The sequence below is a fragment of the Anabaenopsis sp. FSS-46 genome (genome assembly GCF_029891665.1).
Lineage (GTDB): Bacteria > Cyanobacteriota > Cyanobacteriia > Cyanobacteriales > Nostocaceae > Anabaenopsis > Anabaenopsis arnoldii.
The window spans coordinates 105,922-132,361 of sequence record NZ_JANQDG010000080.1 but is presented as its reverse complement, the minus strand read 5'-3'; the positions used below and the strand labels follow the sequence as shown (position 1 = coordinate 132,361).

24 protein-coding genes and 2 pseudogenes are annotated in these 26,440 nt (G+C 38.6%); 8 read left to right on the top strand and 18 right to left on the bottom strand.

What is annotated here, in order from left to right; translation table 11 throughout:
* Positions 1 to 288 precede the first annotated feature (288 nt).
* The 5 genes from NWP21_RS09670 to rfbC form a co-directional block, all read right to left on the bottom strand.
* A complete protein-coding gene (locus tag NWP21_RS09670) occupies positions 289 to 1,263 on the bottom strand; it encodes a GDP-mannose 4,6-dehydratase (RefSeq protein ID WP_280792528.1) in 975 nt (324 codons plus the stop codon).
* Positions 1,264 to 1,486: 223 nt separating this feature from the next.
* On the bottom strand, positions 1,487 to 2,440 hold the full coding sequence (locus tag NWP21_RS09665; protein ID WP_280792527.1) for a glycosyltransferase family 2 protein: 954 nt from the start codon (positions 2,438 to 2,440) through the stop codon (positions 1,487 to 1,489).
* A gap of 127 nt (positions 2,441 to 2,567) precedes the next feature.
* Positions 2,568 to 3,644: a glucose-1-phosphate thymidylyltransferase gene (locus NWP21_RS09660; RefSeq protein ID WP_280792526.1), complete on the bottom strand. Its 1,077-nt coding sequence runs from the start codon at positions 3,642 to 3,644 to the stop codon at positions 2,568 to 2,570.
* Positions 3,641 to 4,534, bottom strand: coding sequence for a dTDP-4-dehydrorhamnose reductase (rfbD, locus tag NWP21_RS09655; RefSeq protein ID WP_280792525.1), 894 nt, complete (start codon positions 4,532 to 4,534; stop codon positions 3,641 to 3,643). Before rfbD ends, NWP21_RS09660 begins: the two co-directional genes overlap by 4 nt.
* On the bottom strand, positions 4,527 to 5,072 hold the full coding sequence (rfbC, locus tag NWP21_RS09650) for a dTDP-4-dehydrorhamnose 3,5-epimerase (RefSeq protein WP_280792524.1): 546 nt from the start codon (positions 5,070 to 5,072) through the stop codon (positions 4,527 to 4,529). Before rfbC ends, rfbD begins: the two co-directional genes overlap by 8 nt.
* On the opposite strand from rfbC, the gene NWP21_RS09645 reads away from it, so the two are divergent.
* From NWP21_RS09645 to NWP21_RS09635, 3 genes are read left to right on the top strand one after another with little or no spacing between them, the layout of a single operon-like run.
* Positions 5,056 to 5,214 (top strand): hypothetical protein, encoded by a 159-nt coding sequence (locus NWP21_RS09645; protein ID WP_280792523.1) that lies wholly within the window; start codon positions 5,056 to 5,058, stop codon positions 5,212 to 5,214. The two genes, rfbC and NWP21_RS09645, sit on opposite strands and share 17 nt — an antisense overlap.
* A complete protein-coding gene (locus NWP21_RS09640; RefSeq protein WP_280792522.1) occupies positions 5,211 to 5,642 on the top strand; it encodes a putative toxin-antitoxin system toxin component, PIN family in 432 nt (143 codons plus the stop codon). Before NWP21_RS09645 ends, NWP21_RS09640 begins: the two co-directional genes overlap by 4 nt.
* Before the next feature lies 1 nt (position 5,643).
* Positions 5,644 to 5,967, top strand: a complete 324-nt coding sequence (locus NWP21_RS09635) for a YlcI/YnfO family protein (protein WP_280792521.1) — start codon at positions 5,644 to 5,646, stop codon at positions 5,965 to 5,967.
* Positions 5,968 to 5,998: 31 nt separating this feature from the next.
* On the opposite strand, the pseudogene NWP21_RS09630 reads toward NWP21_RS09635, so the two are convergent.
* The 11 genes and pseudogenes from NWP21_RS09630 to NWP21_RS09575 form a co-directional block, all read right to left on the bottom strand.
* Positions 5,999 to 6,106: pseudogene (locus NWP21_RS09630) on the bottom strand (dTDP-4-dehydrorhamnose 3,5-epimerase family protein); the annotation flags it as partial.
* Between the two features lie 250 nt (positions 6,107 to 6,356).
* Complete coding sequence (locus NWP21_RS09625; protein ID WP_280792520.1) at positions 6,357 to 7,424, bottom strand: NAD-dependent epimerase/dehydratase family protein; 1,068 nt, start codon at positions 7,422 to 7,424, stop codon at positions 6,357 to 6,359.
* Positions 7,425 to 7,459: 35 nt separating this feature from the next.
* A complete protein-coding gene (locus NWP21_RS09620; RefSeq protein WP_280792519.1) occupies positions 7,460 to 8,527 on the bottom strand; it encodes an NAD-dependent epimerase/dehydratase family protein in 1,068 nt (355 codons plus the stop codon).
* Positions 8,528 to 8,532: 5 nt separating this feature from the next.
* Complete coding sequence (locus tag NWP21_RS09615; protein WP_280792518.1) at positions 8,533 to 9,846, bottom strand: glycosyltransferase; 1,314 nt, start codon at positions 9,844 to 9,846, stop codon at positions 8,533 to 8,535.
* A gap of 237 nt (positions 9,847 to 10,083) precedes the next feature.
* Positions 10,084 to 12,294, bottom strand: coding sequence for a hypothetical protein (locus NWP21_RS09610; RefSeq protein ID WP_280792517.1), 2,211 nt, complete (start codon positions 12,292 to 12,294; stop codon positions 10,084 to 10,086).
* A gap of 41 nt (positions 12,295 to 12,335) precedes the next feature.
* Positions 12,336 to 15,272 carry a glycosyltransferase gene (locus tag NWP21_RS19070; protein ID WP_348519768.1) on the bottom strand — a complete coding sequence of 979 codons (2,937 nt, stop codon included), beginning with the start codon at positions 15,270 to 15,272 and terminating at the stop codon, positions 12,336 to 12,338.
* A gap of 14 nt (positions 15,273 to 15,286) precedes the next feature.
* On the bottom strand, positions 15,287 to 16,636 hold the full coding sequence (locus tag NWP21_RS09595) for an ABC transporter ATP-binding protein (RefSeq protein WP_280792516.1): 1,350 nt from the start codon (positions 16,634 to 16,636) through the stop codon (positions 15,287 to 15,289).
* 60 nt (positions 16,637 to 16,696) lie between these two features.
* Positions 16,697 to 17,530, bottom strand: a complete 834-nt coding sequence (locus tag NWP21_RS09590; protein ID WP_280792515.1) for an ABC transporter permease — start codon at positions 17,528 to 17,530, stop codon at positions 16,697 to 16,699.
* A 574-nt stretch (positions 17,531 to 18,104) separates the two neighbouring features.
* On the bottom strand, positions 18,105 to 19,457 hold the full coding sequence (locus NWP21_RS09585) for a DUF3696 domain-containing protein (protein WP_280792514.1): 1,353 nt from the start codon (positions 19,455 to 19,457) through the stop codon (positions 18,105 to 18,107).
* A 77-nt stretch (positions 19,458 to 19,534) separates the two neighbouring features.
* Positions 19,535 to 19,690, bottom strand: a pseudogene (locus NWP21_RS09580) (DUF2887 domain-containing protein); the annotation flags it as partial.
* A 73-nt stretch (positions 19,691 to 19,763) separates the two neighbouring features.
* Positions 19,764 to 20,474 (bottom strand): Uma2 family endonuclease, encoded by a 711-nt coding sequence (locus NWP21_RS09575; RefSeq protein WP_280792513.1) that lies wholly within the window; start codon positions 20,472 to 20,474, stop codon positions 19,764 to 19,766.
* Between the two features lie 204 nt (positions 20,475 to 20,678).
* Between NWP21_RS09575 and NWP21_RS09570 the strand changes: the two genes are divergently transcribed.
* The 5 genes from NWP21_RS09570 to NWP21_RS09550 all read left to right on the top strand — a co-directional run bounded on the left by NWP21_RS09570 (position 20,679) and on the right by NWP21_RS09550 (position 23,953).
* Positions 20,679 to 20,870, top strand: coding sequence for a DUF2862 domain-containing protein (locus NWP21_RS09570; RefSeq protein ID WP_271731811.1), 192 nt, complete (start codon positions 20,679 to 20,681; stop codon positions 20,868 to 20,870).
* An 87-nt stretch (positions 20,871 to 20,957) separates the two neighbouring features.
* Complete coding sequence (locus tag NWP21_RS09565) at positions 20,958 to 22,058, top strand: ArsA family ATPase (protein ID WP_280792512.1); 1,101 nt, start codon at positions 20,958 to 20,960, stop codon at positions 22,056 to 22,058.
* A gap of 81 nt (positions 22,059 to 22,139) precedes the next feature.
* Complete coding sequence (gene chlG / locus NWP21_RS09560) at positions 22,140 to 23,180, top strand: chlorophyll synthase ChlG (protein WP_280792511.1); 1,041 nt, start codon at positions 22,140 to 22,142, stop codon at positions 23,178 to 23,180.
* 76 nt (positions 23,181 to 23,256) lie between these two features.
* Positions 23,257 to 23,544, top strand: a complete 288-nt coding sequence (locus NWP21_RS09555) for a hypothetical protein (RefSeq protein ID WP_271731814.1) — start codon at positions 23,257 to 23,259, stop codon at positions 23,542 to 23,544.
* A 40-nt stretch (positions 23,545 to 23,584) separates the two neighbouring features.
* Entirely contained in the window at positions 23,585 to 23,953 is a 369-nt protein-coding gene (locus NWP21_RS09550; RefSeq protein WP_280792510.1) for a cupin domain-containing protein, read from the top strand.
* Between the two features lie 103 nt (positions 23,954 to 24,056).
* Here NWP21_RS09550 and NWP21_RS09545 read toward each other — a convergent pair whose 3' ends face one another.
* On the bottom strand, positions 24,057 to 24,863 hold the full coding sequence (locus tag NWP21_RS09545; protein ID WP_280792509.1) for an inositol monophosphatase family protein: 807 nt from the start codon (positions 24,861 to 24,863) through the stop codon (positions 24,057 to 24,059).
* Between the two features lie 39 nt (positions 24,864 to 24,902).
* Positions 24,903 to 26,372, bottom strand: coding sequence for a BCD family MFS transporter (locus tag NWP21_RS09540; protein WP_271731817.1), 1,470 nt, complete (start codon positions 26,370 to 26,372; stop codon positions 24,903 to 24,905).
* Positions 26,373 to 26,440 lie beyond the last annotated feature (68 nt).

Sequence of the window (26,440 nt, the reverse complement as noted above, 5' to 3'; positions counted from 1 at the left end):
TAATTGTACTTGTCAATTTTTAACTAAAAAATTAAATAACTCAAGGGATTAGGGGAACAGGGAACAGGGAACAGGGAACAGGGATTAGGGGAACGGGGAACAGGGAACAGGGATTAGGGAACAGGGGAACAGGGAACAGGGAACAGGGAACACACCGGAAGAAACAAAATCAAGTCCCATTCCCTTGTGAAGGGAATGGGGAGGGTGGGGTAAAACACATCAATAGGTGAGGATAAACACCTACAGATTATGTTCATCTGTGCTTCATTAAACCAATACATGATGCTGTTAATCGAGGCTATCCCGCAATTTTTTCAGGTCATAATCAACCATTAATTCTACCAGTTGTGTGAAATTATATTGAGGTTGCCAACCTAACTCAGTTTTAATTTTATCCACAGCACCAACTAACTGCACTGGTTCATCAGGACGGTAAAAAGCGGGGTCAACTGTCACATAATCTTGCCAATTGAGACCAACGCTGTTAAAAGCAGATTCGACTAATTCTCTCACAGAATGAGTTTCACCACTGGCAATAATATAATCTTCTGGCTGTTCTTGCTGCAACATCAACCACATGGCATAAACAGCATCTTTAGCGTAGCACCAATCACGACGGGCATCTAAATTACCTAATTTTAGTTCATTTGCCAAACCCAGTTTAATTTGGGCGACGGCGTGGGTAATTTTACGAAATACAAATTCTGTACCCCGTCTTGGTGATTCGTGGGTATAAGTAATACCACAACAGGCGTAAAGGTGGTATTTTTGCCGATAGTTAACAGTCATCCAGTGGGCGTAAGCTTTGGCCACACCGTAGGGGTTACGGGGACGAAAAGCGGTGCGTTCGGTTTGGGGTGACTCATCAGGTTGACCAAAAACTTCACTGCTAGAGGCTTGGTAAAATCTTACATCTGGTTTGCAGCGGCGAATTGATTCTAAGAGACGGGAAACACCCAAAGCTGTGTATTCAGCTGTCAAAGCTGGTTGAGTCCAAGAAAGGGGGACGTAGCTTTGAGATGCAAGATTGTAAATCTCATCTGGTTGTGAATCGGTAATTACATCCATTAAGGAAGATTGATCGAGGAGGTCACCGGAGACAATCTCTACATTATCTCCCAGGTGGCTAATACGTTCTAGGTTGCTGGTGCTGGAACGGCGGACTAAGCCGAATACTTGATAACCTTTGGTTAAGAGAATTTCCGCCAGATAGGAACCATCTTGTCCAGTCAGTCCAGTGATGAGGGCTTTTTTGGTAGTCATTTGCTATTTAATATAATGATTTGATAATTAGTGATTAAGAAAAAATTAACTAATTCCTTAGAAGATGTTTGTCAAGTCATGATTAGTGTATCGAATATTATTTGACCCCACCCTAACCCTCCCCTTGTAAGAGGAGGGAACTTGATTTAATGAATTAAAGGGGGTAATAAAGTGGGTAAGGATGTGATAAGAATTACCTGTTGAAAACTTATCAAACAACCTCTTATAACTCCGTGTTCTCTGTGGCTCTGTGGTTAGTATTTTGACGATTGACACTAAACAAGTATAACAATTGTAGAATCTCTAATATATAGGTATTCCTAGTTTTGATATATTCATATGTAAATTTGATAAAAAGGTAAACTTTTAAAATAAAGTTTTCCCACTGCGGACGGTGTTTTTGATAATAATAAATTTGGCTGCGTCTATATTCCACAGCCATAACGTCAGCATTTTTTTTCATTGAATGTCCTCGGATATGAATTAAAGAAACCTCTGGAGTGTACAGAACTTTATAACCTTTATTTATAACCCTCTGACATAAATCTGCATCTTCAAAATACATAAAAAAGGTTTCGTCGAAACCTCCTAAATCATGAAATAAATCTGTACGAATAAACAAGGATGCGCCGGATACCCAATCCAATTCTTGTATAAATATATATTTTTTTTCTACTTGCTGTAAATATTCTTTATTAGCAGCAATTTTATGTAATTTTCTAGATATAAACTCCCCCTGAATACTAATTGCAGGTGCGACAGAAAGCTGAAAACTCTGGTCAGGGAATAACAATTTAGTCCCAATAATTCCCACATCTAAACGGTTTTCCATTAAATCAATTAAGTGTGGTAAAATATTATTATTTAGGGTGATATCAGTATTTAATAGAAATAAAAATTTACCCTGAGCAATTTTAGCACCAGCATTATTTCCGGCTCCAAAACCGCAATTTCTCGACATTCTAATTATTTTGGTGTCAGGGAAATTATCGGTAACTAAATCAATACTATTATCTTGAGAGTCATTGTCAACCAAAATAATTTCAGAGTTATGTTTGGGAATAAATTTATTGAGAGAATTTAAGCAATCTGGTAAAACATCAGCGCCATTATAGTTAACTAAAATAATCGATACTAAAATTGGCGGTTCTGTTGCTAAGTTTATTGACGTTTCCATAGTAGTTGATATATTTTTTGAACATCAAATATTATTTTCAATATGATCTGAAAAGTTGTACATACTGTGGCCATATGTGGTTAACTAATTTTTATAGTATCTTCTCAAAGCTCCAGCATAAAATCAATCATGTCAATTCAATTTGAGAATCATCACCAATCAAAAACCGTAAGGCTTTAGGACGACGAGGAGCAAGGGTTAATTGGGCGCGTTGTCCAATGACGCTATCAATGATCCGCTGATTAATGCCGATAATTTTAGCACCTTCTAAAATTACGCTGTGTTCTAAATCAGTATCAATGAGCTTGGTGTGATCAGCAATGCTGCTATAGGGACCAATAAAGCAGTTTTCTAAATAGCAATTCTTACCAATCACTACTGGTCCGCGAATTGTACAGTTAATAATTTGGGAATTAGTCCCAATTTTGACTCGCCCAATAATCTGACTTTTGCTGTCAACGTCACCTAAATTTGACGCTTTTAAATAGGTATCGAGAATTAAACGGTTAGCTTCTAGTAAATCATCTTTTTTCCCAGTATCTAGCCACCAACCATCTAGTTTACAGGCTATGACTTGTTTTTCATGGCCAATTAAACATTGAATCGCATCGGTGATTTCTAATTCGCCTCTGTTTGATGGTTGGATGCGATTAATGGCTTCATGGATAATGGGGGAAAAGAAATAAACCCCGACTAATGCTAAATTGGATGGGGGAACTTTGGGTTTTTCAATTAATTCTAATACTCGCCCTGTGTGGTCTACTTTAGCCACACCAAAAGCACTAGGGTTGACAACTTCCCGCAGTAGAATTAATGCTTCTGGTTGTTGTTGTGTAAATTGTTGTAGAAAGTAACTTAAGTCTCCTGGTTGAATGAGGTTGTCACCCAAGTACATGATAAAGGGTGAATCTGCTAAAAAGGTACGGGCGACTTTGACCGCATGAGCTAAACCCGCTGGTTGGTCTTGTAAAATATAGGTGATGTTAGCGCCAAAATGTTGACCATCCCCGGTTTTATTTTTTACTTCTGTTCCGGTCTCCGGGCTGATAATGATACCAATATCAGTGATACCCGCAGCAACCATTTCTTCAATGCCGTACCATAAAATGGGTTTGTTGGCAACGGGTACGAGTTGTTTTGCACCTGTATAAGTGAGTGGGCGTAGCCGTGTACCTTTACCGCCAGAGAGAATCAGTGCTTTCATAGTGATTTGGATTGAGAGCGCCAGTCTGTGAGCATGAGTCTGAGTCTTTGTCGCCAATGGGGCGGGTAAGTCCCTAAAACTTCTGATATTTTCCCACAAGCTAGGACAGGATAAGCAGGGCGACGGGCTAAGGTGGGATATTCGGCAGTGGTGATGGGGATGACTTTGGGTGGTGTGAGGGGAAAACCCAGTTGTTGAGCTTCTTCAAAAATGCTCACTGCAAAATCATACCAGCTAATCACGCCACTATTGGTATAGTGGTAAGTGCCGGCAATTTCTGGTGTCAACTGGGGTATAATATGGGCGATCGCCTGGGCAATATCTCGCGCCCATGTGGGACTACCAATTTGGTCTGTAACTACACGAATTTCTCGGCGTTCTTTACCCAGTCGCAGCATGGTTTTGACAAAGTTACTTTTGCCAAAACTGCCATAAACCCAAGCTGTCCGCAAGATAATATGATGGGGGTGGGTTTGCTGAATTGCTCTTTCCCCCGCTAGTTTGGTTTGACCGTAAATATTTACGGGGTTAGTGACATCATTTTCTTGGTATGGGCGAGTTTGTTCACCATCAAAGACATAATCTGTAGACAGGTGAATCAGGAAACAACCCAGTTTTTTGCTTTCTGCGGCGATAATTTCCGGTGCTGTTGCATTGATGGCTGTGGCTAATTCCGGTTCTGTTTCGGCTTTGTCTACAGCAGTGTAAGCGGCGGCGTTAATAATGATTTGGGGTTGGATATCTCTAATAATTTGCGCCAAGCTATCGGTTTGAGTTAAATCAATGTTGGGACGTGCTAGGGGAATAATTTTGTAATGGGGTGCAAGAATGTTTTCGATTTCTTGACCAACTTGACCTTTACTACCCAGTAGTAAGATTGATTCATTCATAGATTTCTGCTGTACTAAATGCCTGACCTTGAGTATCTTTATCTGATAAAATGGGCTTACTTTCAATAGGCCAGTCAATCCCTAAATCTGGATCATTCCAACTAATGGTGCGATCGCCTTCACGACAGTAATAATCTGTAGTTTTATATATAACTTCTGCCGTTGCTGACAGCACCAGAAAACCGTGAGCAAAGCCGGGTGGTATCCATAGTTGGCGTTTATTTTCCGCGCTGAGTTCATAACCTACCCATTTTCCGCAGGTGGGGGAACTTCTTCTAATATCTACAGCGACATCAAAGATAGTACCCACCACAGCGCGGACGAGTTTACCTTGGGGTTGGATAATTTGATAGTGGAGTCCCCGCAGGACGTTCTGCTGGGAACCAGAATGGTTATCTTGGACGAAGTTGACGCTAGTACCCAGTTTGTCTATGAATTTTTGCTGGTTGTAGGATTCTAAGAAAAAACCGCGTGAGTCGGTAAATATTTGCGGTTCGATGAGGTGGACGTCAGAAATTTCAGTGGGTGTAACTTTCACAGGTGTTGCTTATACCGATGTTAGCACTAGTAATTTAGCACATAATATTTCTCTAACTCTTAACCCCATTATGCAAAAGATTTTTGGCGATCGCCAGATATCAGTCAATGACACCGAATACAGTGTTATAGTAGTGTCATGACAGAGCAAGCCCCATTACATCTGGTTATCGACACCAACATCGTTTTAGAAGGCTTAACCAAACAGGGGGGCGCATCAGGGCTGATCATGGAAGCTTGGTTAGGAGAATTATTTATCGTTCATATTTCCACAGCGATCACCTATGAGTACCAAGATGTTTTGACCCGTAAACTATCCCCCAGCCGTTGGCAAAACCTACAACCTGTCCTTGCTAGGTTACTCACCCTCACCGAATTTACCGAAATCTACTTTACGTGGCGACCTACCTCCCCTGATCCTGGTGATGATCTGATTATCGACTGTGCCATGAACGCTAATGCGGCGATCGTCACCTCAAACCTGAAAGATTTTCAACGCGCAAAACAGTTTCTAAGTTTAACTGTTCTGTCCCCCGTCGAACTCATTCTGAAACTGACAGGAGATCAATAAAATGAGCCGTCTCACCCTACGCTTACCCGAAAGCCTCCATCAACAACTCAGTTATCAAGCCTCCCAAGAGGGCGTATCCCTAAATCAATACATCGTCTATGCCCTAACACGACAAGTTTCCCAAAATTATGTCGTTGAAACCGTTTCCGCTCAGACCGTTGAACAGCAGAGTATTTCATTCCAAAAACTCCTCAATGATTTGGGTCAGGCGACCCCCGAAGAGGTAAAACTCGCACTAGACACAAGGGAAGTCGTAGAACCAGAAAATGAACTAACCCCCGATATTATCTCTAAACTCCGACAGAAGATAGCGAGCAAAGCCTAGATTGTGAGCACAGAATTTTTGGCTTACAACTATCCCACAGGCGATCAACTTGGGGACAGTAATAATCTGTAGTCTTATATATAACTTCGGCAACTTCTGACAGCACCAAAAAACCGTGAGCAAAGCCGGGTGGTATCCATGAAAAAACCGAGTGAGTCGGTAAATATTTGCGGTTTAATGAGGTGGACGTCAGAAATTTCAGTGGGTATTAGTTTCACGAGTGTTGATGCTACTGGTATGAGCAAGAATAATTTAGCACATAATCTTGCTCCAAGCGTTTGCCTCAGCAAAGCAGCTTAAATGTTTGACATTGGTAGTTGCAATTACAATGTAGCGACCAGGAGATTCTTGTTTAAGTTCTTTCGAGTGGCTACAGATAATTAATTCGCTTAATTTGTTTTTCTAGATGCTTGAGCATAATAAATTTCTTCTAGAATCTGTCGAAGATTATATTTATATGACCATGTTGGATAGTGAGAGCTAAACTTTGTCACGTCTGAAATATACCAAATGTGGTCGCCAGAGCGATTCTGTTCTGTATAGGTATATAGCAGCTTTTTCCCGACTAGGTTTTCACAAATTGAGATAGCTTCTAGCATAGAACAATTACTATGTCGGGACCCCCCAATATTATACACTTCTCCACATCTGGGATTTTGATAGAAATGGTAAAAAGCATTGACCAGATCATAACTATGTATATTATCTCTCACCTGTTTGCCTTTATAGCCAAAGATGGTGTAAGTTTCGCCAGAAATAGTACATTTCATTAAATATGCTACAAATCCGTGCAATTGAGCGCCAGAATGATTGGGTCCAGTCAGACAACCTCCTCTAAAACTAGCAGTTTTCATACCAAAATATTTACCATATTCCTGGACTAGTACATCTGCGGCAACTTTAGAAACACCAAACAAAGAATGTTTGGAGTTGTCAATTGTCATTGACTCATCAATTCCTTCGGTATATTGATGATCTGGTGCAATTTCCCAGCGATTTTCTAATTCCTGTAATGGTAGATAGTTAGGAGTGTCTCCATACACTTTGTTAGTTGAGGTAAATATAAAAATTGCATTGGCACAGTACTGTCGAGTTGCTTCTAACAAGACTAAAGTGCCGTTGGCATTAACGGTAAAATCTGTATGAGGGTCTTTGGCTGCCCAGTCATGAGATGGTTGTGCGGCTGTATGTATAATGAGAGAAATATCAGAAGAATATTCTTTAAATAGGTTTTCTACTGCGGTGCGATCGCGAATATCAATATCGTAGTGACGATAGCTATCACCATATTTATCTTCTAGGATGCGACGGTTCCAGTCTGTGGAAGCAGATTCCCCAAAAAATACCGCACGCATATTATTATCTATACCCACGACATGAAAACCTTTTTGGGCAAAAAAATGAACGGATTCTGAACCGATCAAACCAGAAGAACCAGTAATTAAAACGGTGGGCATAATGTTTTCTCTCACGTTAAAGTACAATAAACAGCTTAGGATAATATAGGTTTAAGAGTTGCTTCAAACTCAATAATCCAGTCATAAATATCTAGGAGGGTTTGTTCTGAATTGATCATGGGTTTCCATCCTGTCTTAGAGATGATCTTGGAAGAATCTGTAATATAAATCGGGATGTCACCTTGTCTGGCTGTTGCTTGAGATTTTATTAGAATAGATTTACCAGTAATTGCCTCGCATAGTCTAGTAGTTTCTAGTAAAGATAAGCTATTATCAGCACCTCCGCCAACATTTAAGACATCTCCATCTAATTCTGCAAAATGTTGTAACTGGTAATTAATTAGGCTTAACAAATCCTCAATATGCAATAAATCTCTAACTTGTTTACCTGTACCGCCATAGCCTATATAACTTAAAGGTTTTTCAAAATAGTGTGCGGCTAACCACAGAACAAAAACACCTTGATCAACTTTACCCATTTGCCAAGGGCCTGTAATTACGCCACAACGGTTGACTATTGCCTGAATACCATAAGCTTGTCTATACTCTTCAATTAGCATCTCCGAGGCAAGTTTGGTAGTACCATATAGGGAACGGTAGCTCTGGAGTGGAAATTCTTCTGATATGCCGAGATGAGATACTCCAGGTATTTTCTGTTCAGGCGCAATGCTTAAGCGGGTTGATAGTTCTACTAAGTTAACTAACTTAAGCGTTTCAATCGGATAAACGCGACTAGTGGATAAAAATAATAAACGAGCCTGAATTTGTCTAGCTAGTTCAAGAACATTAATAGTTCCTACTAAGTTGGTTTGCAGGACGTATTGTGGAGAGCTAAATCCTGCCAGTACAGAAGGTTCAGCAGAACAGTCAATGATGGTATCGATATTGAACATTCCGGGTTCTAAATCGCTAGAAGAGCGAATATCACCGTGAATAAACTCAATCCCAAATTTTTTTAGTCTAGGAATATTTAATTCTGACCCGCGCCTGCGAAGATTATCAAAACATATAATTTTCCACTGGGGATGACGTTCCTTTAGACTAATTGCTAAAGAACTGCCAACAAAGCCAGATCCTCCTAAAATTAAAATACTTTCAGTCATTACATTTAAACCTTTGATTTTGTTTGTATTTTTCTTTTGCTTAGATGGTAATCTCCACGTGCTAAATGTTTTTCTAGCCAAATGTAGAGGACTACAAATAAATATCGACTACCCATTTCTTTTAGTTTGAGCTTGGAAACCCCTGTAGTTCTATTTCTCCAAGTAATGGGAATAGTCGTGTAAGAGTATCCTCGAACTATCGCTTTAAGTGGCATTTCTACTGTTAAGTTGAAATGATGAGATATTAATGGAGAGATGCCATCAATCACCTGTTTACGATAAATTTTAAAGGCATTAGTAGTATCATTAAATCTTAAACCAAATAGGATTTGAATAAACAAATTTGCTAAACGATTGACAATTAACTTGTGACTGGGATAGTCAATTACTTTACCGCCTTTAATAAACCGGGAACCAAAAACACAATCGTAGCCTTCTTGTAGTTTATGGTAGTAAAATACAATGTCTTCTGGTGCATCTGAGCTATCTGCCATAACAACTGCTACAGCGTCACCTGTGAAATTTTCTAACCCACAGCGAATTGCAAAGCCAAAACCATTAGGGTAATAATTATTTATATAACGTAGCTTGGGATTTAGTAAATTTAATTGCTGCAATAGTCTTTCCGTTTTATCTTTACTGTTATCATTAACCACTAAAATTTCATAATCTATTTTTTCCTGTTCTAATAATTGGCTAATATTATTAACAGTTTGAACTATACAATCTTCTTCATTGTAAGCTGGAATGACTATTGATAGAGTCTTAACAAATGTTGAATTATCTAAATTCTCTGATTCAAGTTTTCTGAATCCAGAACTTACGGCTAGCGCAGGAGCAAATGATTCAGGGTAGTATGTATCTGACGATGTTATTATTGGTGATTGGTTATCAGTTTTTTGTCGTGGTGTTTTAAAAACAAAACTATCGCTAATCAAATAGTTAATTGATGCACTCACAAGTGCGCCTATTACTGTATTAATTGCATAGTTAACTCCCAACCAATCTAGAATAGGAAAAATAAATACAATACGAATAATAACTGCAACACCAGCAGAAACATGGTAAAGAGGAAGTTGTCTTAAGAATACTTCTCTAATAGACCAAATACCCCCAGTCCAAACCCAAGTTCTATATATAAAAAAACTAAATACTAAAGAAATTTCAATTGCTACTACATTGGCTATATTTCTTAAAAAAGCAGTATTGATATTTAGCTTTTCGATTAGTACAAAAATTAGTAATAGATTTAGTGCTGCTGCTAAACCACCACCTAATAAGAACTTTATGATTTTTCTAGAAAAGAGTTTTTTTAACATAAATTAAAGTCAAATCTTAGATACACACCTGAAATAAAGAAGGTTAAAATATTATCTATCCCAACCTGTTTTGGTCATTGCCACGGGAGTCTTCGCATCAGCATGTGTTACAAGCATCCACACAGGTTGTTGTGGATTTGCTTTGAAAATTGTCCATCCATGTAAATAAATTTTTTCTCCTTTTATAAAACTGCTATCTTGAGAATTTAGCGAACCAATATATTTTTTAGTTGGTTCTTATGAAAAAGTTATTTCTTTTAATTTTGTTATGTCAATGGATTCATCTTTAATGCGAATTGATGAATCTATAATTTGATAAGCATCAAGTTTTACATCGATATTTTCTTTATACAAAAAAGGATTAACGGTGGAAAACTTAAACGACTGAACTCGCTGATTCCATTGTCCATCAAAAAATGAAAGAGCTTGACTAGCATTTAAAGGTAAGTGACTAATCATAACGCCATTTTCAGAATTCTCTGGAATTATCCTGAAAGAATGACTAGTAAGATTTTTGAAAAAAATCTCAATGTTTACAGGAGGTGCTCTAAATACAGTCTTGTATATTTTTCCTAATAATGAATATTGAAACTTAATTGATGCACGGACTAAATAAGAAGAATCATTAACTTTTGTAGATTCATTCCAACTTATTGATGAATTTTGAGTTTCTATAGAAGAAGAACATACATTTGTATCGCGTTTTTGTAGCAATAACAAATCAGATATATCAGGTGTATTTAGTTTTATTAATTTATTAAATTCTGAAGATAATTTGTAATTACAAGCTATGTAAGAAAATGTAGATGGCTCATCAAAAAAAGGATGTCTACCATCAATAGAATTAAAATGATATATTATATAATTTGGTGATTTAGTAGATATACTATTGAGATTTGCATTATCAAGAAACTTAGTATAGGCAGAAAAAGATTGAAATATAGGTCTTGGCTGCCATTTAAGTTTATTCGACTCTACCAGTGAAATCTCCCAAGGAACAATATCGACTGTTTGATTATTTAATAATTGTAATAATGGTTCAGGAAAGCTAACTTTTGATAATTCTGAACTACTATTTTTATTTATGCTGTCAAGTAGCTTTTCTGGATTTATTAAAAATAATACTTTATCAATGACATTAATAGGCTTAAAAATTGTAATTAAATTTGATCCGACATTTAAATTAGCATTTCCAAAGGGCGAAGTTGCGAAACAATATATAGAAATAATTAATCCTAAATAACATAAAGTTAGATTTCTAATTATTTTAAATGAATTGTTCAATTTAATAATAGCGATAGAAGATATTATGAGTAAGGATTGTATGAAAATATAAATATGTCCATCTTGACGAACATAGCCATGCTTGAAGCTCATCCATAAAGTAAAAAATAATACTAAACCTAATCCTACAAATCCTTTAGTCATTAGTTGAAGCAGAATTAAAAAGACCATAAAAAGCCCTATAATTGCAAATCCTAGCTCCCAATGAGAACCAACTATACTCATAGCACTAGAGTAACCAGAGGAAATTTCTAGTGAACCCTTTAAATAATTAGTTAATAAAGGAGATGAATAAAGAGTTGTCAATAAAATAGCAAATATATATGCTATGTAAAAACAATTTTTAAAATTAATGTTTGCATATATTTTTTTGTAAATTTTAGATGAATTTAATAATTCCAAATTATGAGCTTTATTCAATATTTTTAGTTTGATAAAATGCGAAAATATTCCCAAAAAAGTTGCAGTTAATAAGCATAATAAAAATTGATTAAAATTATTTACTAAATTAGGATGCAATAATAAAAAGCTTGCGGTTAATGTGGCTATTAGAGCATCCATTAAAGCGAATAAGCTTGTAGATAAATCGATTCTTTTGTGATGACTTTGGAGTATTTCTGCTAAGATAATTAAGATAACTATACCTAATGTACATACTCCAATATTAAATTTTGTCAGCAAGCCTAAGCCGGCTATTGAACCCAGACCTAAACCCCAAAGTCTAATATTTTTTTTATTAACCATATTGTCCCAAGACAATAACATAATGACAGCAAATATAATCTTATAATCTATTGACAAGCCAAATAAATAAGCAAAAAATATACTAATAGATAGTAAAACTTTATGATAATTTGTTTTTTGAAATGTAATTGTTGCAATGCTGATACAAAAAACTATTGACTCAACAATTATGCGAAATGATAATATTAGATAGAAATTTTCTGTTAATACGGAGCCATGAATCAGATAGCCCAATGGTCCGTATGTAAATATGATATCCTTACCAAAAACAATTTTATCAACTACCCCTCGGCTAATTGCATATTGCCATGATGGATCAAGTCCTACTCTTATTCCTGATGGCAAGGGTAAAAAGGCTAGAAAAATGTACAAACATATAAATAAACTAATTATTAGGTTACTAATTTTTTTTAATTGCATACAATGTAAATCCTCTAATCTATAAACATAATTTATGTTTTTTATATTTTAATGCTGTAATCTTCGTGTTTGGATGTCAAGTTTATACTATAACAAGGGTCATATTCTATAAACTTTTTCCACTTATTCTGCATATACTCTGTTTCTTGAATGAATCTCGCTCGCTTTGCAGGTGTATCGTCATAACCTCTGCTTTTCGATTCATGATGATACAACATAACGTGTGGTAAGTAAACATTTCTGTAACCTTTCTCAACAATACTCAAACACAAGTCAACATCATTAAATGCAACTGCAAGTTCTTCTTCAAAACCTCCGACCGCTTCAAAAACTTCTCTTCTACACATTAAACAAGCTCCTGTTACAACTGAATAATTATTCACAGTTAAAATTTGATCAAAGTAACCTGGAGAATTACCAGGATAATGTTTATGGCTATGACCAGCAACCCCTCCAATACCCATGACTACGCCAGCGTGTTGAATTGTGTCATCTGGATATAAAAGCAAGGCTCCAATAGCCCCTATCGATGGTCTTTGAGCTTGTTCAACCATTGCATCTATCCAGTCGGAAGTAATTACTTCAATGTCATTATTTAGAAATAAAAGGTAATCTCCCTTGGCTTGATTAACAGCATAATTATTAATCTTGGAATAGTTAAAAGGTATATCAAGACGGTAGCACCGAAACCTATTAGATTCTTTTTGTTGCCACTTAGAAATGACTGTAAAGGTATTTTCTTCCTGACTACCATTATCTATCAGAATGACTTCGTAATTTGGATAAATAGTTTTCTCAAAAATAGATGTTAAACACTTGTCTAATGTATTACCTAAATCTCTTGTGGGGATAATAATACTCACAAGTTTATAATCTTTAATTGTGTATCGAATAATGTAATGTCCTACAAGGCTTTTAGCCTCTGTAACCCGCCCATCTTCACCTCGTCTAAGAAGAGCATCTGCTAATGCTTTCTCCGCTGCTATAACAGCGTATGGCTTTTGATCGGGCTTACTCGCAGCAGATTGAGGATGAATTCTCCAATGGTATAAGATTTTAGGTATGTGAAAAATTTTTGTTGTTTTTTCTGTGAATCTCAAAACTAAATCATAGTCTTGACTTCCCTCATAACCTGTTCTGAAACCCCCAATTGTTTTTACTAACTCTCGTCGATAGGTTCCCAAATGGCAAGTATACATCCGAGATAAAAATGAATCAGGACACCAATCTGGCTTGAAGAAGGGATCCTGAAGTTTACCATTTTCATTGATTTTGTCTTCATCAGAATAAATCATATCAGCATCTGGATGCTTATTTAGCAATAGAGCAACTTCATACAGAGCATCGGGAGTCAAAATATCATCATGATCAAGTAAACTTACGAATTCGCCAGTGGCAAGTTCTAGCGCTGAATTAGAACACCGTGAAATATGACCATTCTCATTCCTAAAAACAACTTTTATCCGGGACTCTTTTGATGAATAATCTTTGAGAATTTGTCTCACATGATTATCTGTGGAATAATCATCAGCAATACATAATTCCCAATAAGGGTAAACCTGATTTAACACTGAATCAATAGCTTCTTTGAGAAACTGCTCAGGTGTATTAAAAACAGGCATAACAATACTAATAACAGGCTTGTAAGGCAAAAAATCTACCTTTTCAAGCATTTTTTGTAATTTATCTGGAGTAGGGTAATTTATATTCAGCCACTTTTGATAGTTCGCATCATGAGTATGAGGAATATCTGCTACTCCTAATACAGGCTGTAATAAATTTTCAACATGGGAAAAGGTTTTTTCTAGTAATTTTTTGAACAAGTGGCGGAATCCCTTGACTCTGAAAATAGCCCAAAAGTATTTTGCCCGCGACGATAAACTTTTGTATAGAGATAAATTATCATTTACCAGACCAATAGCGCGTCTGAATTCAAACCACATTGTTCGCATTCTCCAAAATTTACTATTTTCCATTGCTGTAATAGTATTTTGTGAATGGGTTAACTCTGTCTGAGTCTGTTGTAGTTGAGAGTGCGATCGCTCTAATTCTGCCTGAGTCTGTTGTAGTTGAGAGTGCGATCGCTCTAATTCTGTCTGAGTCTGTTGCAGTTGAGAGTGCGATCGCTCTAATTCTGTCTGAGTCTGTTGCAGTTGAGAGTGCGATCGCTCTAATTCTGCCTGAGTCTGTTGTAGTTGATATTTTTCTAAATCATGTTCGAGTAATAACTGTTGATATCTAGTTTTTAATAAACTCTGCTCACCTTCTGGAGAGAGAGGAAATGCTCTGACTATAAACTGAAGAGTATCGATATCTTGATCTTGGTTTAAATACTGAATAACTTCTTGACTATAGTTACTTTCATTAAGTTGGGGAACTAAATCAGATTCAGAAAAAACTGGTAATTTTGTTCTGTCTATGACATCAATAAAATATCCAGCATTTTCAAACAGTTCTCTAAGTGTTTCACGAGTGAAAAATCTTAAGTGTGTATCATCTAATATTCCTAATTTTTTGTACTCAAATTTACCTTCGAGCAATGCTAAACGAATAGCTCCGTGACTGATATTGGGAATAGAGGCGACAACAAAGCCATATTCTTTTAAAATACTTTTGGTTTGTGCCAAAACTTGCCAGGGATTGCGGAGATGCTCTAGAATATCACCGAAAATGGCAACATCAAATTTTTCATCAGGTAAGATGTCCGCAATAGAGACAAAATCTAAATCGGCTACTATTACTTTTTCGCAGTAGTTTTCAGCTATTTTAGCTGCATCTGGATTAATTTCAATTCCCGTGACCAGACAATCTTTCTTTTGCAGTAAATTTCCCAAGTAACCTGTTGCGCAGCCAAAGTCAACAACTTTTTTAGCTTCTCCAATCAAGTCCAACATCTTTTTAAGACTGCTATTCGCATCTAGAGATTCTTCTGTTAAATCTTGAGGGGATGGATAATCTTTCAACCAATTTTCATTCATAAGGTTTACATAAGTTAATTTGAGATGGCTATTGTTGACAGAACAGTTCTTTTAAGTTCAACTACCATTGGTTGGTCAACTAAAGCATGAATATGTTTTCCTGTATCTGGGGGTAAAACTTGAAAAACCATTGCATTATCAAGCCAATCAAAAGTTACAGCTTCATAGTTTTCTCCACACGCGACTGTGACACTGTAAGAATTAGGTCTTAGTGGTAATTTGAATTTAAATCTAATTTCTAACTTTTCTTCAGTTTCTAAATTCTCAATTTTAAAATTTTCTTCTAAAGTATTACTACCGATTAATTCATTACCATTTTTATCGCAAATAAAAAAACCGATAATACAACTTTTTAGAGGTACATAAGCTTTTACCTGTACAACTAATGTCACTTCTTCGTTAAATGCAAGAACTGGAGTTTCACCTACATCTTCTCCTGACTGATTTAATAATTGGATGTTTTCAATCCTTGCTTTTCCACTACCTCGGCGTTGCAATGTTCCGGTAGATTCTTTGACTGATGGGATGTCATCATCTGCGGTGGCTGACGATTCTGTATTAATGACATCAATGGGTGGTGTGGTCTGTGGTGATGGAGATTCTAAATCTGCTTGGTTTAAACCCAACTCTAATTCTGTCATTAATTTCATGTATTCGATAATGATCGCATTGGGTAAACCAGAAGCGTAGATTTTGCCATCATGAATCATGACTGCGGAGTTACACAAATTTTTGATTGCTCCAGAATCGTGGGAAACAAATAAAGTGGTTACCCCTGAATCCATTAAGGTTCTTATCCGCCGCAAACATCTATGCTGAAACACAACGTCACCCACAGCCAATGCTTCATCAACGATTAAAATTTCCGGATTGACATTCACTGCTACAGCAAAGGCTAAACGGACAAACATCCCGCTTGAGTATGTTTTTACCGGTTGTTCGATAAAGTCGCCGATATCCGCAAAGCCAGCAATTTCGTCAAATTTATCTTCAATTTCTTTCGGACTTAACCCTAATAACTGCCCGTTAAAAAATACATTTTGTCTACCTGTAAACTCTGGATTAAAACCACTTCCCAGTTCTAACAAAGCAGACACTCTACCTTTAACTTGTACTTCACCGCTTGTGGGTGTCAAGGTTCCTGCGATGATTTGCAAGAGTGTACTTTTACCAGAGCCATTGCGCCCAATAATTCCTACTGTTTGTCCTTGGGGAATTTCTAAATTTATATCACGCAATGCCCAAAATGTATCTGCCCGCACTTTACCAGGTAATAAAATCTCTTTCAAGCGATCCACCGGACGACCATATCGCTTAAAGCATTTGGATACATTTTTGAGAGAAATTGCAATTTCCTCTCCCATTTTTTGATTCCACTCCTCACACTTTGCAAATAATTAAGAAATTATAACTTTGCAATATACTCACAGGACATCGGCAAAAGCCGGACGTAACCGTTTATAAACGGTAAACCCAAAACCAAATATAATCAAGCCGATCGCACTAGCGACCCCCCATTCACCCCAATGTTGTACCTCCCCCACCAAAATTAAATCACGATATACCTCCGCGATCGCAGTCATAGGATTTAACCAAAATACCCAATTGCGCCACCCTTCCGGAATTGCTGAAGCAGGATAAATAATTGGTGTTAAATACATCCAAATATTTAAAACAACACCCAGTGTCTGCGGAACATCGCGCAAAAAAACCGTTAGACCCGCAGCTAAATAACCCAAACCGGTAGTTAGCAGTAATTGCGTTAACCAAATCAATGGTAACAGCGCCAGGGTAGTATGTAAAGTATGAGTTTGTATAGCCACAAATACAATCAACGCCATTAAACCAAAAGAACTTTCAATGAAAGTAGATAAAATTGGTACCAAGGGTAACAAAGCCAGGGGAAATACTACCTTTTTAACTAAATTTGGCTGTCCTACCACGCAACCAGCGGACTGGATTAGTCCCCCAGAAAAAGCAATCCAGGGAAGCAAACCCGCAAATAACCACAATCCAAAGGTAAAATTATTTTCCGGAAGGCTGGTGAGGGTTAACTTGACCCTTAGGACAATGGAAAATACGTAAGTATAAATCAGTAACTGTGAAAGCTGATTTACCAATGGCCACAAATTCCCCAGGATTGACCCCTTATACCGGGCTTCTAAATCCCGTCTAACTAGAGTTCTGAGTAAATCGAACTTAGCCTTTAACTGCTGATTTATTGGCAGTATATTCCTCAGCTTCCCTGGGTGTCCCATAATTCCCACTAATTAATCCTTACTCATAACTGGTTACCGATAGCGTTTTCTGATTATACTGCCTAAGATACTCGATTTCTATGAGAAATCGGGTATCTGACTAGTCAACTACAGATGAGACTGTAACCATATTTGCAAATCAGTGCGATCTGCTTGCAGCAGCGCTTCGCTATCGCCCACCCCGCCAGGGGTTAGAAACCCCTGTCTAATAGCTTAAGTCGGATAAATCCGACTGAGTGTTAGAGGATGTTTGATAAGTCATGATTAGTGTATCAAATATTGTTTTACCCCCACCCTCCCCATTCCCTTCACAAGGGAATGGGACTTGATTTTGTTTCTTCCGGTGTGTTCTCTAATCCCTAATCCCTGTTCCCTGTTCCCTGTTCCCTGTGAAACACAAGTATGTGACGCTTGATTTGATTTTCGGTTGGCTACTATGGGAACATTGGTATTTACTACATAATAGGACATTACTCTGCTTGATTCTCCCTACTGATATTATTGAAAGTATTTATCTGAATGCAACAATAAAACAATCATCTCACCTCTACCTTCCCCTCGTCCCCCATCTCCCCTACTCCCTTTCTTGACGTTTCATCGCTGCTTCTGTCATCGCTAATAATTCTCCCATTTCATCCCCAAAAAATCCTAGAGGCCAATTATTAATGTTCCCATAAGCATCTAATTTTAAAGGAATTAATTCCGAGTTTCCTTGCTCATTTAGTTGACAGAAATACAATGCAGTATCATTTTCTTGGAGTTGTTCTTCAGCGATACGTCTCTGTAATCGCCGCAGTAAATGTTCACTATGACTTTCAATGATGATTTGCATATTTCGATTTTTCATCACATCAATAAATACATCTGCTAAATCTGCTTGGACTGATGGATGTAAATGAATTTCTGGCTGTTCAAAAATCAGTGTCGAACCTTTGGGTGCATAATAACAAAGGACTAAAACTGGTAAGATTTGAGAAACTCCAAAACCTACATCTGTAATTAATACTTCGGAAGAATTGGGAGTGCGTCGTACACGCAGTTCATATTCTTGACGATTTTCGGCAATTGGTTTTAACTGAAAATCATATATTAGTCCTAATTCCCGTAACCATTTTGCTATCCGTTGTTCTATATTTTCCTGGTTAATGTGAGTTCTAGAAGCTAATAAAGCAGGAACAGCTTGTTCCCCTTTTTTTCCTACATCTTGAGGTTGATATCCAGCCCATGTATAGCTACGACGTGGATAATCTCGCAATGGTCCAAGATAATAGATATTTTCAAAAAGTCTTTCAAAGGCTAGTACAAAATCTGCCAAGAAAGAGGCATTTTGATAATAAGAGTTTACCTGATCTGGAAACCCATAACTTTTGATTGGTTGTGGTAGTGGCCATACTCTACCTTTAAAGCGTCTTAAGTTGTAATTTTCATGTGATAGTTTATATTCACTTTTACCTTTATTATTTTGATTATCTTGTCGCTCCATGCCAAATAAATACTTTTTATTGTCATAATCAAAGCTATAGAAGATGTTTTTTACACTCAGGCTTTCTGCTGTAACTTCAATGTTGGCATTAAATGATAAAGATGAAATTGAAAAAATAATATCTTCTAATTCCCCCTCTGGATTAATAACATCCAGAGTTTCTGGTAGTTGCCAAGTTAAAGAAAATTCAATTTCTCCAGGTATTTCATGCTGATATATGACATCGTTAATTGTTCCTAAATCAATATAAGTTTTATCATCCCCTGTATGTAATACTCGTTGTCTGTCTGGAGATTCTACAGTTTGTTTGAGCATTAATAACAGTTGGATAATACCAGTTTTTCCTGAGCTATTAGTACCAAATAATCCCGTTAAAGATGCTAATGGCATCTCCCCTGTATTCTGCCAAGATTTAAAGTTATGAATAGTTAGTCTTTTTAACATCAGTAATATCTCATCGGTTTTGATTACATTATCTTTGTGATAGTTCTTTTCTTGTAGCGATCGCTTTGGTTTTGAGCCAGTGGGGGTAAAAATACTCCATCAATGCGGAAAGAAGTTTCTTTGACTTCCACAGACTCTTGATAATTACTAGCTGCTGGGGGTGGTTCTACTAGTTCAAACAATAAACCCGGAAATTGCTTAAATAGTTTGTAAAAAATAGAATCCCTTCTCATGGAATGTTTTGATATATGATATATTTTTTGATATTTTTTGATATATTTATAGGTGTAAAAGCTCCAAGTCTACCTACAGTGGACTAATATCATGTCCGAATAAATTATCGGGGTCTATGCCTTGGGATCTCAGATACTCTTCGAGTCTATCAGCCCGTAGGCGTTCTTGTTCAGCTCTTTGATTTTCCTGTTCGGCCCGTAGGCGTTCCTGTTCGGCTAAATCTGCTAATTCTGTAGGTATGAGTAACTTAGCTCCCGTATCTAAGCGATAGAACCGTAACAGTTCCCCTTCTGCTTCTAACCGCAACTGCAAAGGTTGAGATATGCGATCGCTGATGGGTTGATAAACCTCATCTTGTAAACGATAACCCTTTAATTGCTCTGTAATCCATTCACCTTTGGGGTCAAATAACCAATATTCTAAAATCCCTAACTGTTCGTATAGTAATTTCTTTTGTTCCTGGTCTTGCTTCTGAGTGCTTTTACTGGTCATTTCAAACACTACACTGGGTACTTGACCCTCTTCCCACAGCTTATAATTATCCCGACCTCCAGGAGCCACATCAAAAATCACCATTACATCTGGGGCGACTCTGAGTTTAGGGAATCCCTGAGCATAATAGAGAAATTGATCAGCCAAGACTGTGGCTTGTTGACCAGCGAGGTATTGTTTAATCACCTCTAGGGTAGTCAGAATTGCATACAGATGTGTATAAGTTTCTGCCAAGGGTTCTCCGTCGGAACTAGGATATTCTATTTGGGGATTAAATACTGTGGTGGTCATGGCTACCTTCTCTCTGGTAGGTTGTTGGGGTCTATGCCTTGGGATCTCAGATACTCTTCTAGTCTATCAGATCCTTGTGGGTTGGGTTGTGACTTTTTATTGACCCTCAGTATGCAAACTCTTTTCCATCATGACCCAAATCTATTACCGCCGGGTCACTGATTCAGGTAAACTGAGACTTGGTTTATTGCATTGTGACTAAGTATGGAAATTGGACAAAAGGTAAAAGTTTTTCGTTTGCGCGATCGCGTGTCTGCTAGTATTGCCAAAAAACTCGGACAAATCGGCATTATTCAAGGCTACAAAGTCGCTGATGGCTGTGGAATTGGTGTAGTGGTACTGTTTGACGACAATTCATCTACTTGGTTTTTTGAAGATGAAGTCAAACCAGTGTAATAGATAGAACTCAAAGCAGAAGCTAAGAGTATTTGCCTAGTGCTAAGTTGGAGTAGAACAGATTGCCGGGAAAAAGAGAATCAACTAATGTCCCTGATATTGACATTTTTGGGCAAAGGCGGTACAGAGCGTACTAAAATTGCGATCGCCACCGCCAAGTTATTGGCAACCCAAGGTAAGCGGGTACTTCTAGCAGGGTTAACAGAACCAGTTTTACCCATGTTACTGGAGCAAACCCTAACCCCTGACCCCCAGGAAATTGCCCCCAATTTACAGGTAGTGCAATTTAAATCCTCTGTATTGCTAGAACGCAGCTGGGAAGAAGTGAAAAAACTGGAGGCGCAATACCTCCGCACACCCATCTTCAAAGATGTTTATGGTCAAGAACTGGTAGTATTACCAGGGATGGACAGCGCCCTAGCCTTGAATGCGATCCGCGAATATGATGCCAGTGGCAAATATGACGCGATTATCTATGATGGCACAGGTGATTCCTTTACCTTGCGAATGTTGGGGATGCCAGAATCTCTGAGTTGGTATGTGCGGCGATTTCAGCAATTATTTGTCAACTCCGATTTAGGGAAAACGATTGCGGAATCGCCCTTAATTCAGCCGCTAATTAGCAGCTTTTTTAATGTCAACTGGACAGCAGATAACTTTGCTCTACCCACCAACCAGGTGAATAATTTCTTAGACAAGGGAAAAGCAGCTCTTGCAGATCCTCATCACGTGGCGGCCTTCTTAGTGACTACACCAGACCCCCTACAAGTAGCAACTGCTCGTTATTTGTGGGGTAGCGCTCAACAAATCGGTTTAACCGTGGGTGGTGTGATGGTGGTGTCACCCACAGATCAAGTCAACCTCTCGGAAGAATTTAGACCTCTGACGGTGAGCGTTGTTCCAGATTCTCCCACAGGGGAATGGCAACCTTTAATAGATGCTCTACCCAACTTTGTAGAACAAGCATTACAGGCTCCCAAACCCATGGAAATCGACACCCATAACCGTCAAGTCCGCCTATTCTTGCCAGGATTTGACAAAAAGCAAGTCAAACTTACCCAATATGGACCAGAAGTTACAGTGGAAGCAGGAGACCAACGGCGTAATCTCTTCCTACCCCCGTCCCTAACTGGTAGACAGGTAACGGGAGCCAAATTTCAGAATAATTATTTGATAATTTCTTTTTAAGTCCTGGGTACTGGGAATTGGGTAATCAAAACCATCTATTCCCCATTCCCTAGTCCCTCTTCCCATTCATAAGTAAGTCTGATGTCAGAACCAACCCCTATTAAACCTAATTCCCAGCCAGCAGAGGCTATAGATTCAGTTAAACCCAACCAGGAAATGACAGCAGTTGCTGACCGCAGCGCCAAAACTCGCCAATTACTGGGGATGAAAGGCGCAGCACCGGGGGAAAAGTCCATCTGGAAAATCCGCTTACAACTGATGAAACCCATCACCTGGATTCCCCTGATTTGGGGGGTGGTCTGTGGTGCGGCCTCTGCGGGTAATTACACCTGGACTTGGGAAAATGTCTTGAAATCCGCGGCTTGTATGTTGCTTTCGGGTCCGTTACTCGCCGGTTATACCCAAACTCTCAATGAATACTATGATCGGGAAATTGACGCGGTAAATGAACCCTACCGCCCGATTCCCTCTGGTGCTATTCCCTTACCCCAAGTCATTACCCAAATTTGGGTATTGTTAATCTCTGGTAATGCTCTGGCTTTTGTATTAGATGTGTGGGCTGGTAATGAATTTCCCACAATCACAACTATAGCTATTCTGGGTTCTTTTATTGCTTATATTTATTCTGCACCACCATTAAAGCTCAAACAAAACGGTTGGTTAGGCGGTTATGCTCTTGGTGCTAGCTATATGGCTTTTCCTTGGTGTACGGGTCATGCGTTGTTTGGTGAACTGAATTGGAAAATTGTCGTGATCACTGTGGTTTACAGCTTGGCTGGTTTGGGTATTGCTATTGTTAATGATTTTAAGAGTGTGGAAGGCGATCGCCAGTTCGGATTAAAATCATTACCTGTGATGTTTGGTGTCACCAGAGCCGCTTGGGTCTGTGCAGCCATGATTGATGTTTTTCAAGCGGTGATTGCAGTTTACCTGATTACTATTCATGAAAACTTGTATGCCGCAATTTTACTGTTGTTAATCATCCCCCAAATCACCTTCCAAGATATGTATTTCCTGCGTGACCCTCTGAAAAATGACGTTAAATACCAAGCCAGCGCCCAACCCTTCCTAGTCTTGGGAATGTTGGTGGCTGGTATAGCTCTGGGCCATGCTGGCATTTAGTTTCTCTAGCCAGGGGAAAAAATGATGGGTTAGGAGTTAATATACTTCTAACTCTTAATTATGATCAGGAGTTACCGTGTTAGAGTTAATAAATCTTTGCATTCGGGGGATTCAACCATTATTAATCCCTATTTGCTTTGTTACCGCTTGGACTGTAATTATTCTGTTTGCTTGGAGTCTTTGGTCAGCAGCTCGAGATAGTGTGACCACAGCCAAACAAATGCATCAAATCCCCTGCCCTAGCTGCCAATTTTTTACCAATAATTACCGCCTAAAATGTACTGTACACCCTTCTACTGCCAGTACAGAAGAGGCTATTGATTGTTCTGACTATCAACCAAAAACTAATCCCATGCTTTACTAAAATAGGCAAGGGAAAACCGCCCATGAGAAAAAGCTAATTTATGCTAGTTCAAAACCTCAAAGACTGTCAAGAATTCATTGCCGGAGATAATACCATTCTGCGGGAACTGCTACACCCTGATAAACAACCCCTGGCATTAAGGTATAGTTTAGCTCATGCAACCTTACCAGTGGGGAAAACTTCTCAACCCCACTCCCTGACAACTTCAGAAGTGTATTATATTCTCAGTGGACAGGGAGAAATGCACATTGATGATGAAACTCAAATAGTCAGTTCAGGGGATGCGGTGTATATTCCTCCCAATACCAGGCAATTTATCCGCAACTGTGGTGTTGAACCGTTGGTATTTATTTGTATTGTTGATCCGGCATGGCGAAAAGAAGACGAGACAGTTTATAATATTACTTAATCTGTGCTTAAGTAATTTTGACCATCTGCCAAAAAAAGTAGGCTTTTCTGGTAAGGAATGAAAGATAAACTACCATTAAAATAAGTATAAATACGATTTATACTTAAAGTTTTAACTTTTCCAGAAATGGGGTAAATAGCGGTACTAATTCCCGGCGACTGAGAACCAGGGTAGGAAAAGAGCGATCGCTATAATCTTGCCCTGATGACAAAGGAAAAGGCTCATCCTGGAGAGGTACCCAGCTAGCACCCGCAGCCTGTACAATCACCCAAGCCCCGGCGATGTCCCAAACCTTGGGTGTAGCCTCAATACCACCTAGTGCAGCCCCTGTAGCGACTGTGAGGAAATTATAGCTAGCTACACCCAGCATCCGAATTTTACAGGGAAAATCCCTTTGAATCACGGAAGTGCTACGGGAACAGAGGTTAAAAAAGTGATTTTTAGTAGCATCATCACTACTGCTATGGATAGGGTGATGGTTGAGGAAAGCCCCTGAAGGTGTGACTAATCCAGAGGAACCTGCCCAGAAACCATGAAAAGCTTGACCTAGTGGGGGGACGTAAACATACCCAAATATGGGTGTACCTCGATACAGGAGACCCATGGAAATTGACCAGATGGGAAGACCCCTAGTAAAGTTAGTAGTGCCATCCAAAGGGTCTATGACCCAACACCATTCTGTATCGGGAAAAACTTTGTCACTCTCTTCGCTTAAAATACCATAACCAGAAAAATGAGAAGCGATCGCATCACAAATTTCCTGATCAGCCCATTTATCGGCTTGGGTAACTAAACTACCGTCAGCTTTTTGGGAAGCCTGCACTTTCCCAAAATCTTGCATAAGTTGCTTTCCCACTCTGGTAGTGGTGGTTTCGGCAAAGTCCAGAATTGCTGTCCAAAAATCATTCATGAATTAATTCTCACCCCAAGGCGTTCCTTCAACCAATATTTAGTCTAAATCACTTTCTAAAACCGAGGCGATCGCCTGTTTGGCATTGGTTTGAAATTCCCTAACATTAACGCGGTTGAGAAACCACACAGCCAGCAGCATTCCCAGTGCTTGGATTCCAAAAACTAAACTATAAGCCATTAATGTTTGTGAGAAAATTCCTTTCCCCAAATCCAACACAGCACCGCCACTCACAGTAGCCACACCGCGGGAAATTGCTTGTGCTAAACCCCAAGCGCCGATAAATGTCCCAGCTGTTTCTGCTGCGGTTAAATCTAACATTAAACTAATCGCCCCGGTTGTCGTCATACCAGAGGTGAGACCATAACAAAATAACGCGCCTTGAAGTAGTTTTTGATTGGCAGTAAATCCCGCTAAAATGATCAATACAAAGGAAAATGCCACCAAAAAACACCCCAACTTAGCAGTTTTTTGTTTACCTAAGCGTGGTACAACTAGGAATCCTGTAGAACCCAGACCAATGAGCGTCCCTACTCCCGAATAAGCATTAAGTCTAGTAGTTTCCCCCACAGACATACCAAAAACTTCACCACCATAAGGTTCAAGCACAGGTTCTTGCATGAATAAACTGATGGTGAGAACCAACAAAAAGCTAAAAAATAAACCTGTTTGGCGACTAGCAGTCAGTACCTTAAATGCTGTTTGCAGAGTAATTTTGTCTTCTCGTGCGATCGCAGTTGAACGCAAGCCATAACGAGAATATTTTTTTTCCACATTGTATGTGGATAATACAGCTAAACCAAAAACCACAGATGGGAGGATGAAAAATAGGCGGTTAATTGAGTTTTGTAATGCTGCTAACTGTTCAGGTTGACTGTACAGAGATGTTAAAGTTGTGTCTAACACTTGTGCCTCATTGCCTGGTGCTGGTAATAACACAGAACTGATAATTGCACCAATGACAATACCCACCATTAACATTGACCAGACAACACCCACTAATTGAGAGCGATTGTCCTCGTCGGAAACATCTACTAACAAAGCCGCAAAAGGAGTAGAACTAGAACTCAAAGCCAATCCATAGAAAGCAAAAATCCCCCCCAGCAAAGCCACCCAACCATAGGTTGGTAATGTCCAACCCTGAGCATAAAAACTGGCTCCTAATTGCCAAGTTACTTGTACTGCTAAAAAAGATGTAGTGACAAATACAGCCGCGCCCAAGCAAATGTAACCGGTGCGATGATATCCTAATAAAGGTTTTGCATCAGACATTTGACCAAACCAGAGTCTGGCGGGTGCAACCAGTTGGTGCATGGCTATAGTTCCAGCTACCAAAGTGGCTGGAAGTGCTAATTCCTTAATCATAATTCGATTCAGCACCCCCAGAGTTAGAAGTGACATGATGCCCAATCCCATTTGAAATAAGCCTAACCGAAACATGGTCAGTACATTAACTTTAGGTACAATCTGGGAGTTGGTTTGAGAATCAAATACTTCGCCGCTTGCCATAGCTATTTTTCAAGATGGGTTACACAGTTTAGAATCTCATAAACGATTTCATAATACTGCCATTGCAT

Bases quoted from the DNA above. Each gene is read 5' to 3' on its own strand.
- NWP21_RS09670 (WP_280792528.1), bottom strand. From the start codon at position 1,263: ATGACTACCAAAAAAGCCCTCATCACTGGACTGACTGGACAAGATGGT.
- NWP21_RS09665 (WP_280792527.1), bottom strand. From the start codon at position 2,440: ATGGAAACGTCAATAAACTTAGCAACAGAACCGCCAATTTTAGTATCG.
- NWP21_RS09660 (WP_280792526.1), bottom strand. From the start codon at position 3,644: ATGAAAGCACTGATTCTCTCTGGCGGTAAAGGTACACGGCTACGCCCA.
- rfbD (WP_280792525.1), bottom strand. From the start codon at position 4,534: ATGAATGAATCAATCTTACTACTGGGTAGTAAAGGTCAAGTTGGTCAA.
- NWP21_RS09640 (WP_280792522.1), top strand. From the start codon at position 5,211: ATGACAGAGCAAGCCCCATTACATCTGGTTATCGACACCAACATCGTT.
- NWP21_RS09635 (WP_280792521.1), top strand. From the start codon at position 5,644: ATGAGCCGTCTCACCCTACGCTTACCCGAAAGCCTCCATCAACAACTC.
- NWP21_RS09625 (WP_280792520.1), bottom strand. From the start codon at position 7,424: ATGCCCACCGTTTTAATTACTGGTTCTTCTGGTTTGATCGGTTCAGAA.
- NWP21_RS09620 (WP_280792519.1), bottom strand. From the start codon at position 8,527: ATGACTGAAAGTATTTTAATTTTAGGAGGATCTGGCTTTGTTGGCAGT.
- NWP21_RS09615 (WP_280792518.1), bottom strand. From the start codon at position 9,846: ATGTTAAAAAAACTCTTTTCTAGAAAAATCATAAAGTTCTTATTAGGT.
- NWP21_RS09610 (WP_280792517.1), bottom strand. From the start codon at position 12,294: ATGCAATTAAAAAAAATTAGTAACCTAATAATTAGTTTATTTATATGT.
- NWP21_RS19070 (WP_348519768.1), bottom strand. From the start codon at position 15,272: ATGAATGAAAATTGGTTGAAAGATTATCCATCCCCTCAAGATTTAACA.
- NWP21_RS09595 (WP_280792516.1), bottom strand. From the start codon at position 16,636: ATGGGAGAGGAAATTGCAATTTCTCTCAAAAATGTATCCAAATGCTTT.
- NWP21_RS09590 (WP_280792515.1), bottom strand. From the start codon at position 17,530: ATGGGACACCCAGGGAAGCTGAGGAATATACTGCCAATAAATCAGCAG.
- NWP21_RS09585 (WP_280792514.1), bottom strand. From the start codon at position 19,457: ATGTTAAAAAGACTAACTATTCATAACTTTAAATCTTGGCAGAATACA.
- NWP21_RS09575 (WP_280792513.1), bottom strand. From the start codon at position 20,474: ATGACCACCACAGTATTTAATCCCCAAATAGAATATCCTAGTTCCGAC.
- NWP21_RS09570 (WP_271731811.1), top strand. From the start codon at position 20,679: ATGGAAATTGGACAAAAGGTAAAAGTTTTTCGTTTGCGCGATCGCGTG.
- NWP21_RS09565 (WP_280792512.1), top strand. From the start codon at position 20,958: ATGTCCCTGATATTGACATTTTTGGGCAAAGGCGGTACAGAGCGTACT.
- chlG (WP_280792511.1), top strand. From the start codon at position 22,140: ATGTCAGAACCAACCCCTATTAAACCTAATTCCCAGCCAGCAGAGGCT.
- NWP21_RS09550 (WP_280792510.1), top strand. From the start codon at position 23,585: ATGCTAGTTCAAAACCTCAAAGACTGTCAAGAATTCATTGCCGGAGAT.
- NWP21_RS09545 (WP_280792509.1), bottom strand. From the start codon at position 24,863: ATGAATGATTTTTGGACAGCAATTCTGGACTTTGCCGAAACCACCACT.
- NWP21_RS09540 (WP_271731817.1), bottom strand. From the start codon at position 26,372: ATGGCAAGCGGCGAAGTATTTGATTCTCAAACCAACTCCCAGATTGTA.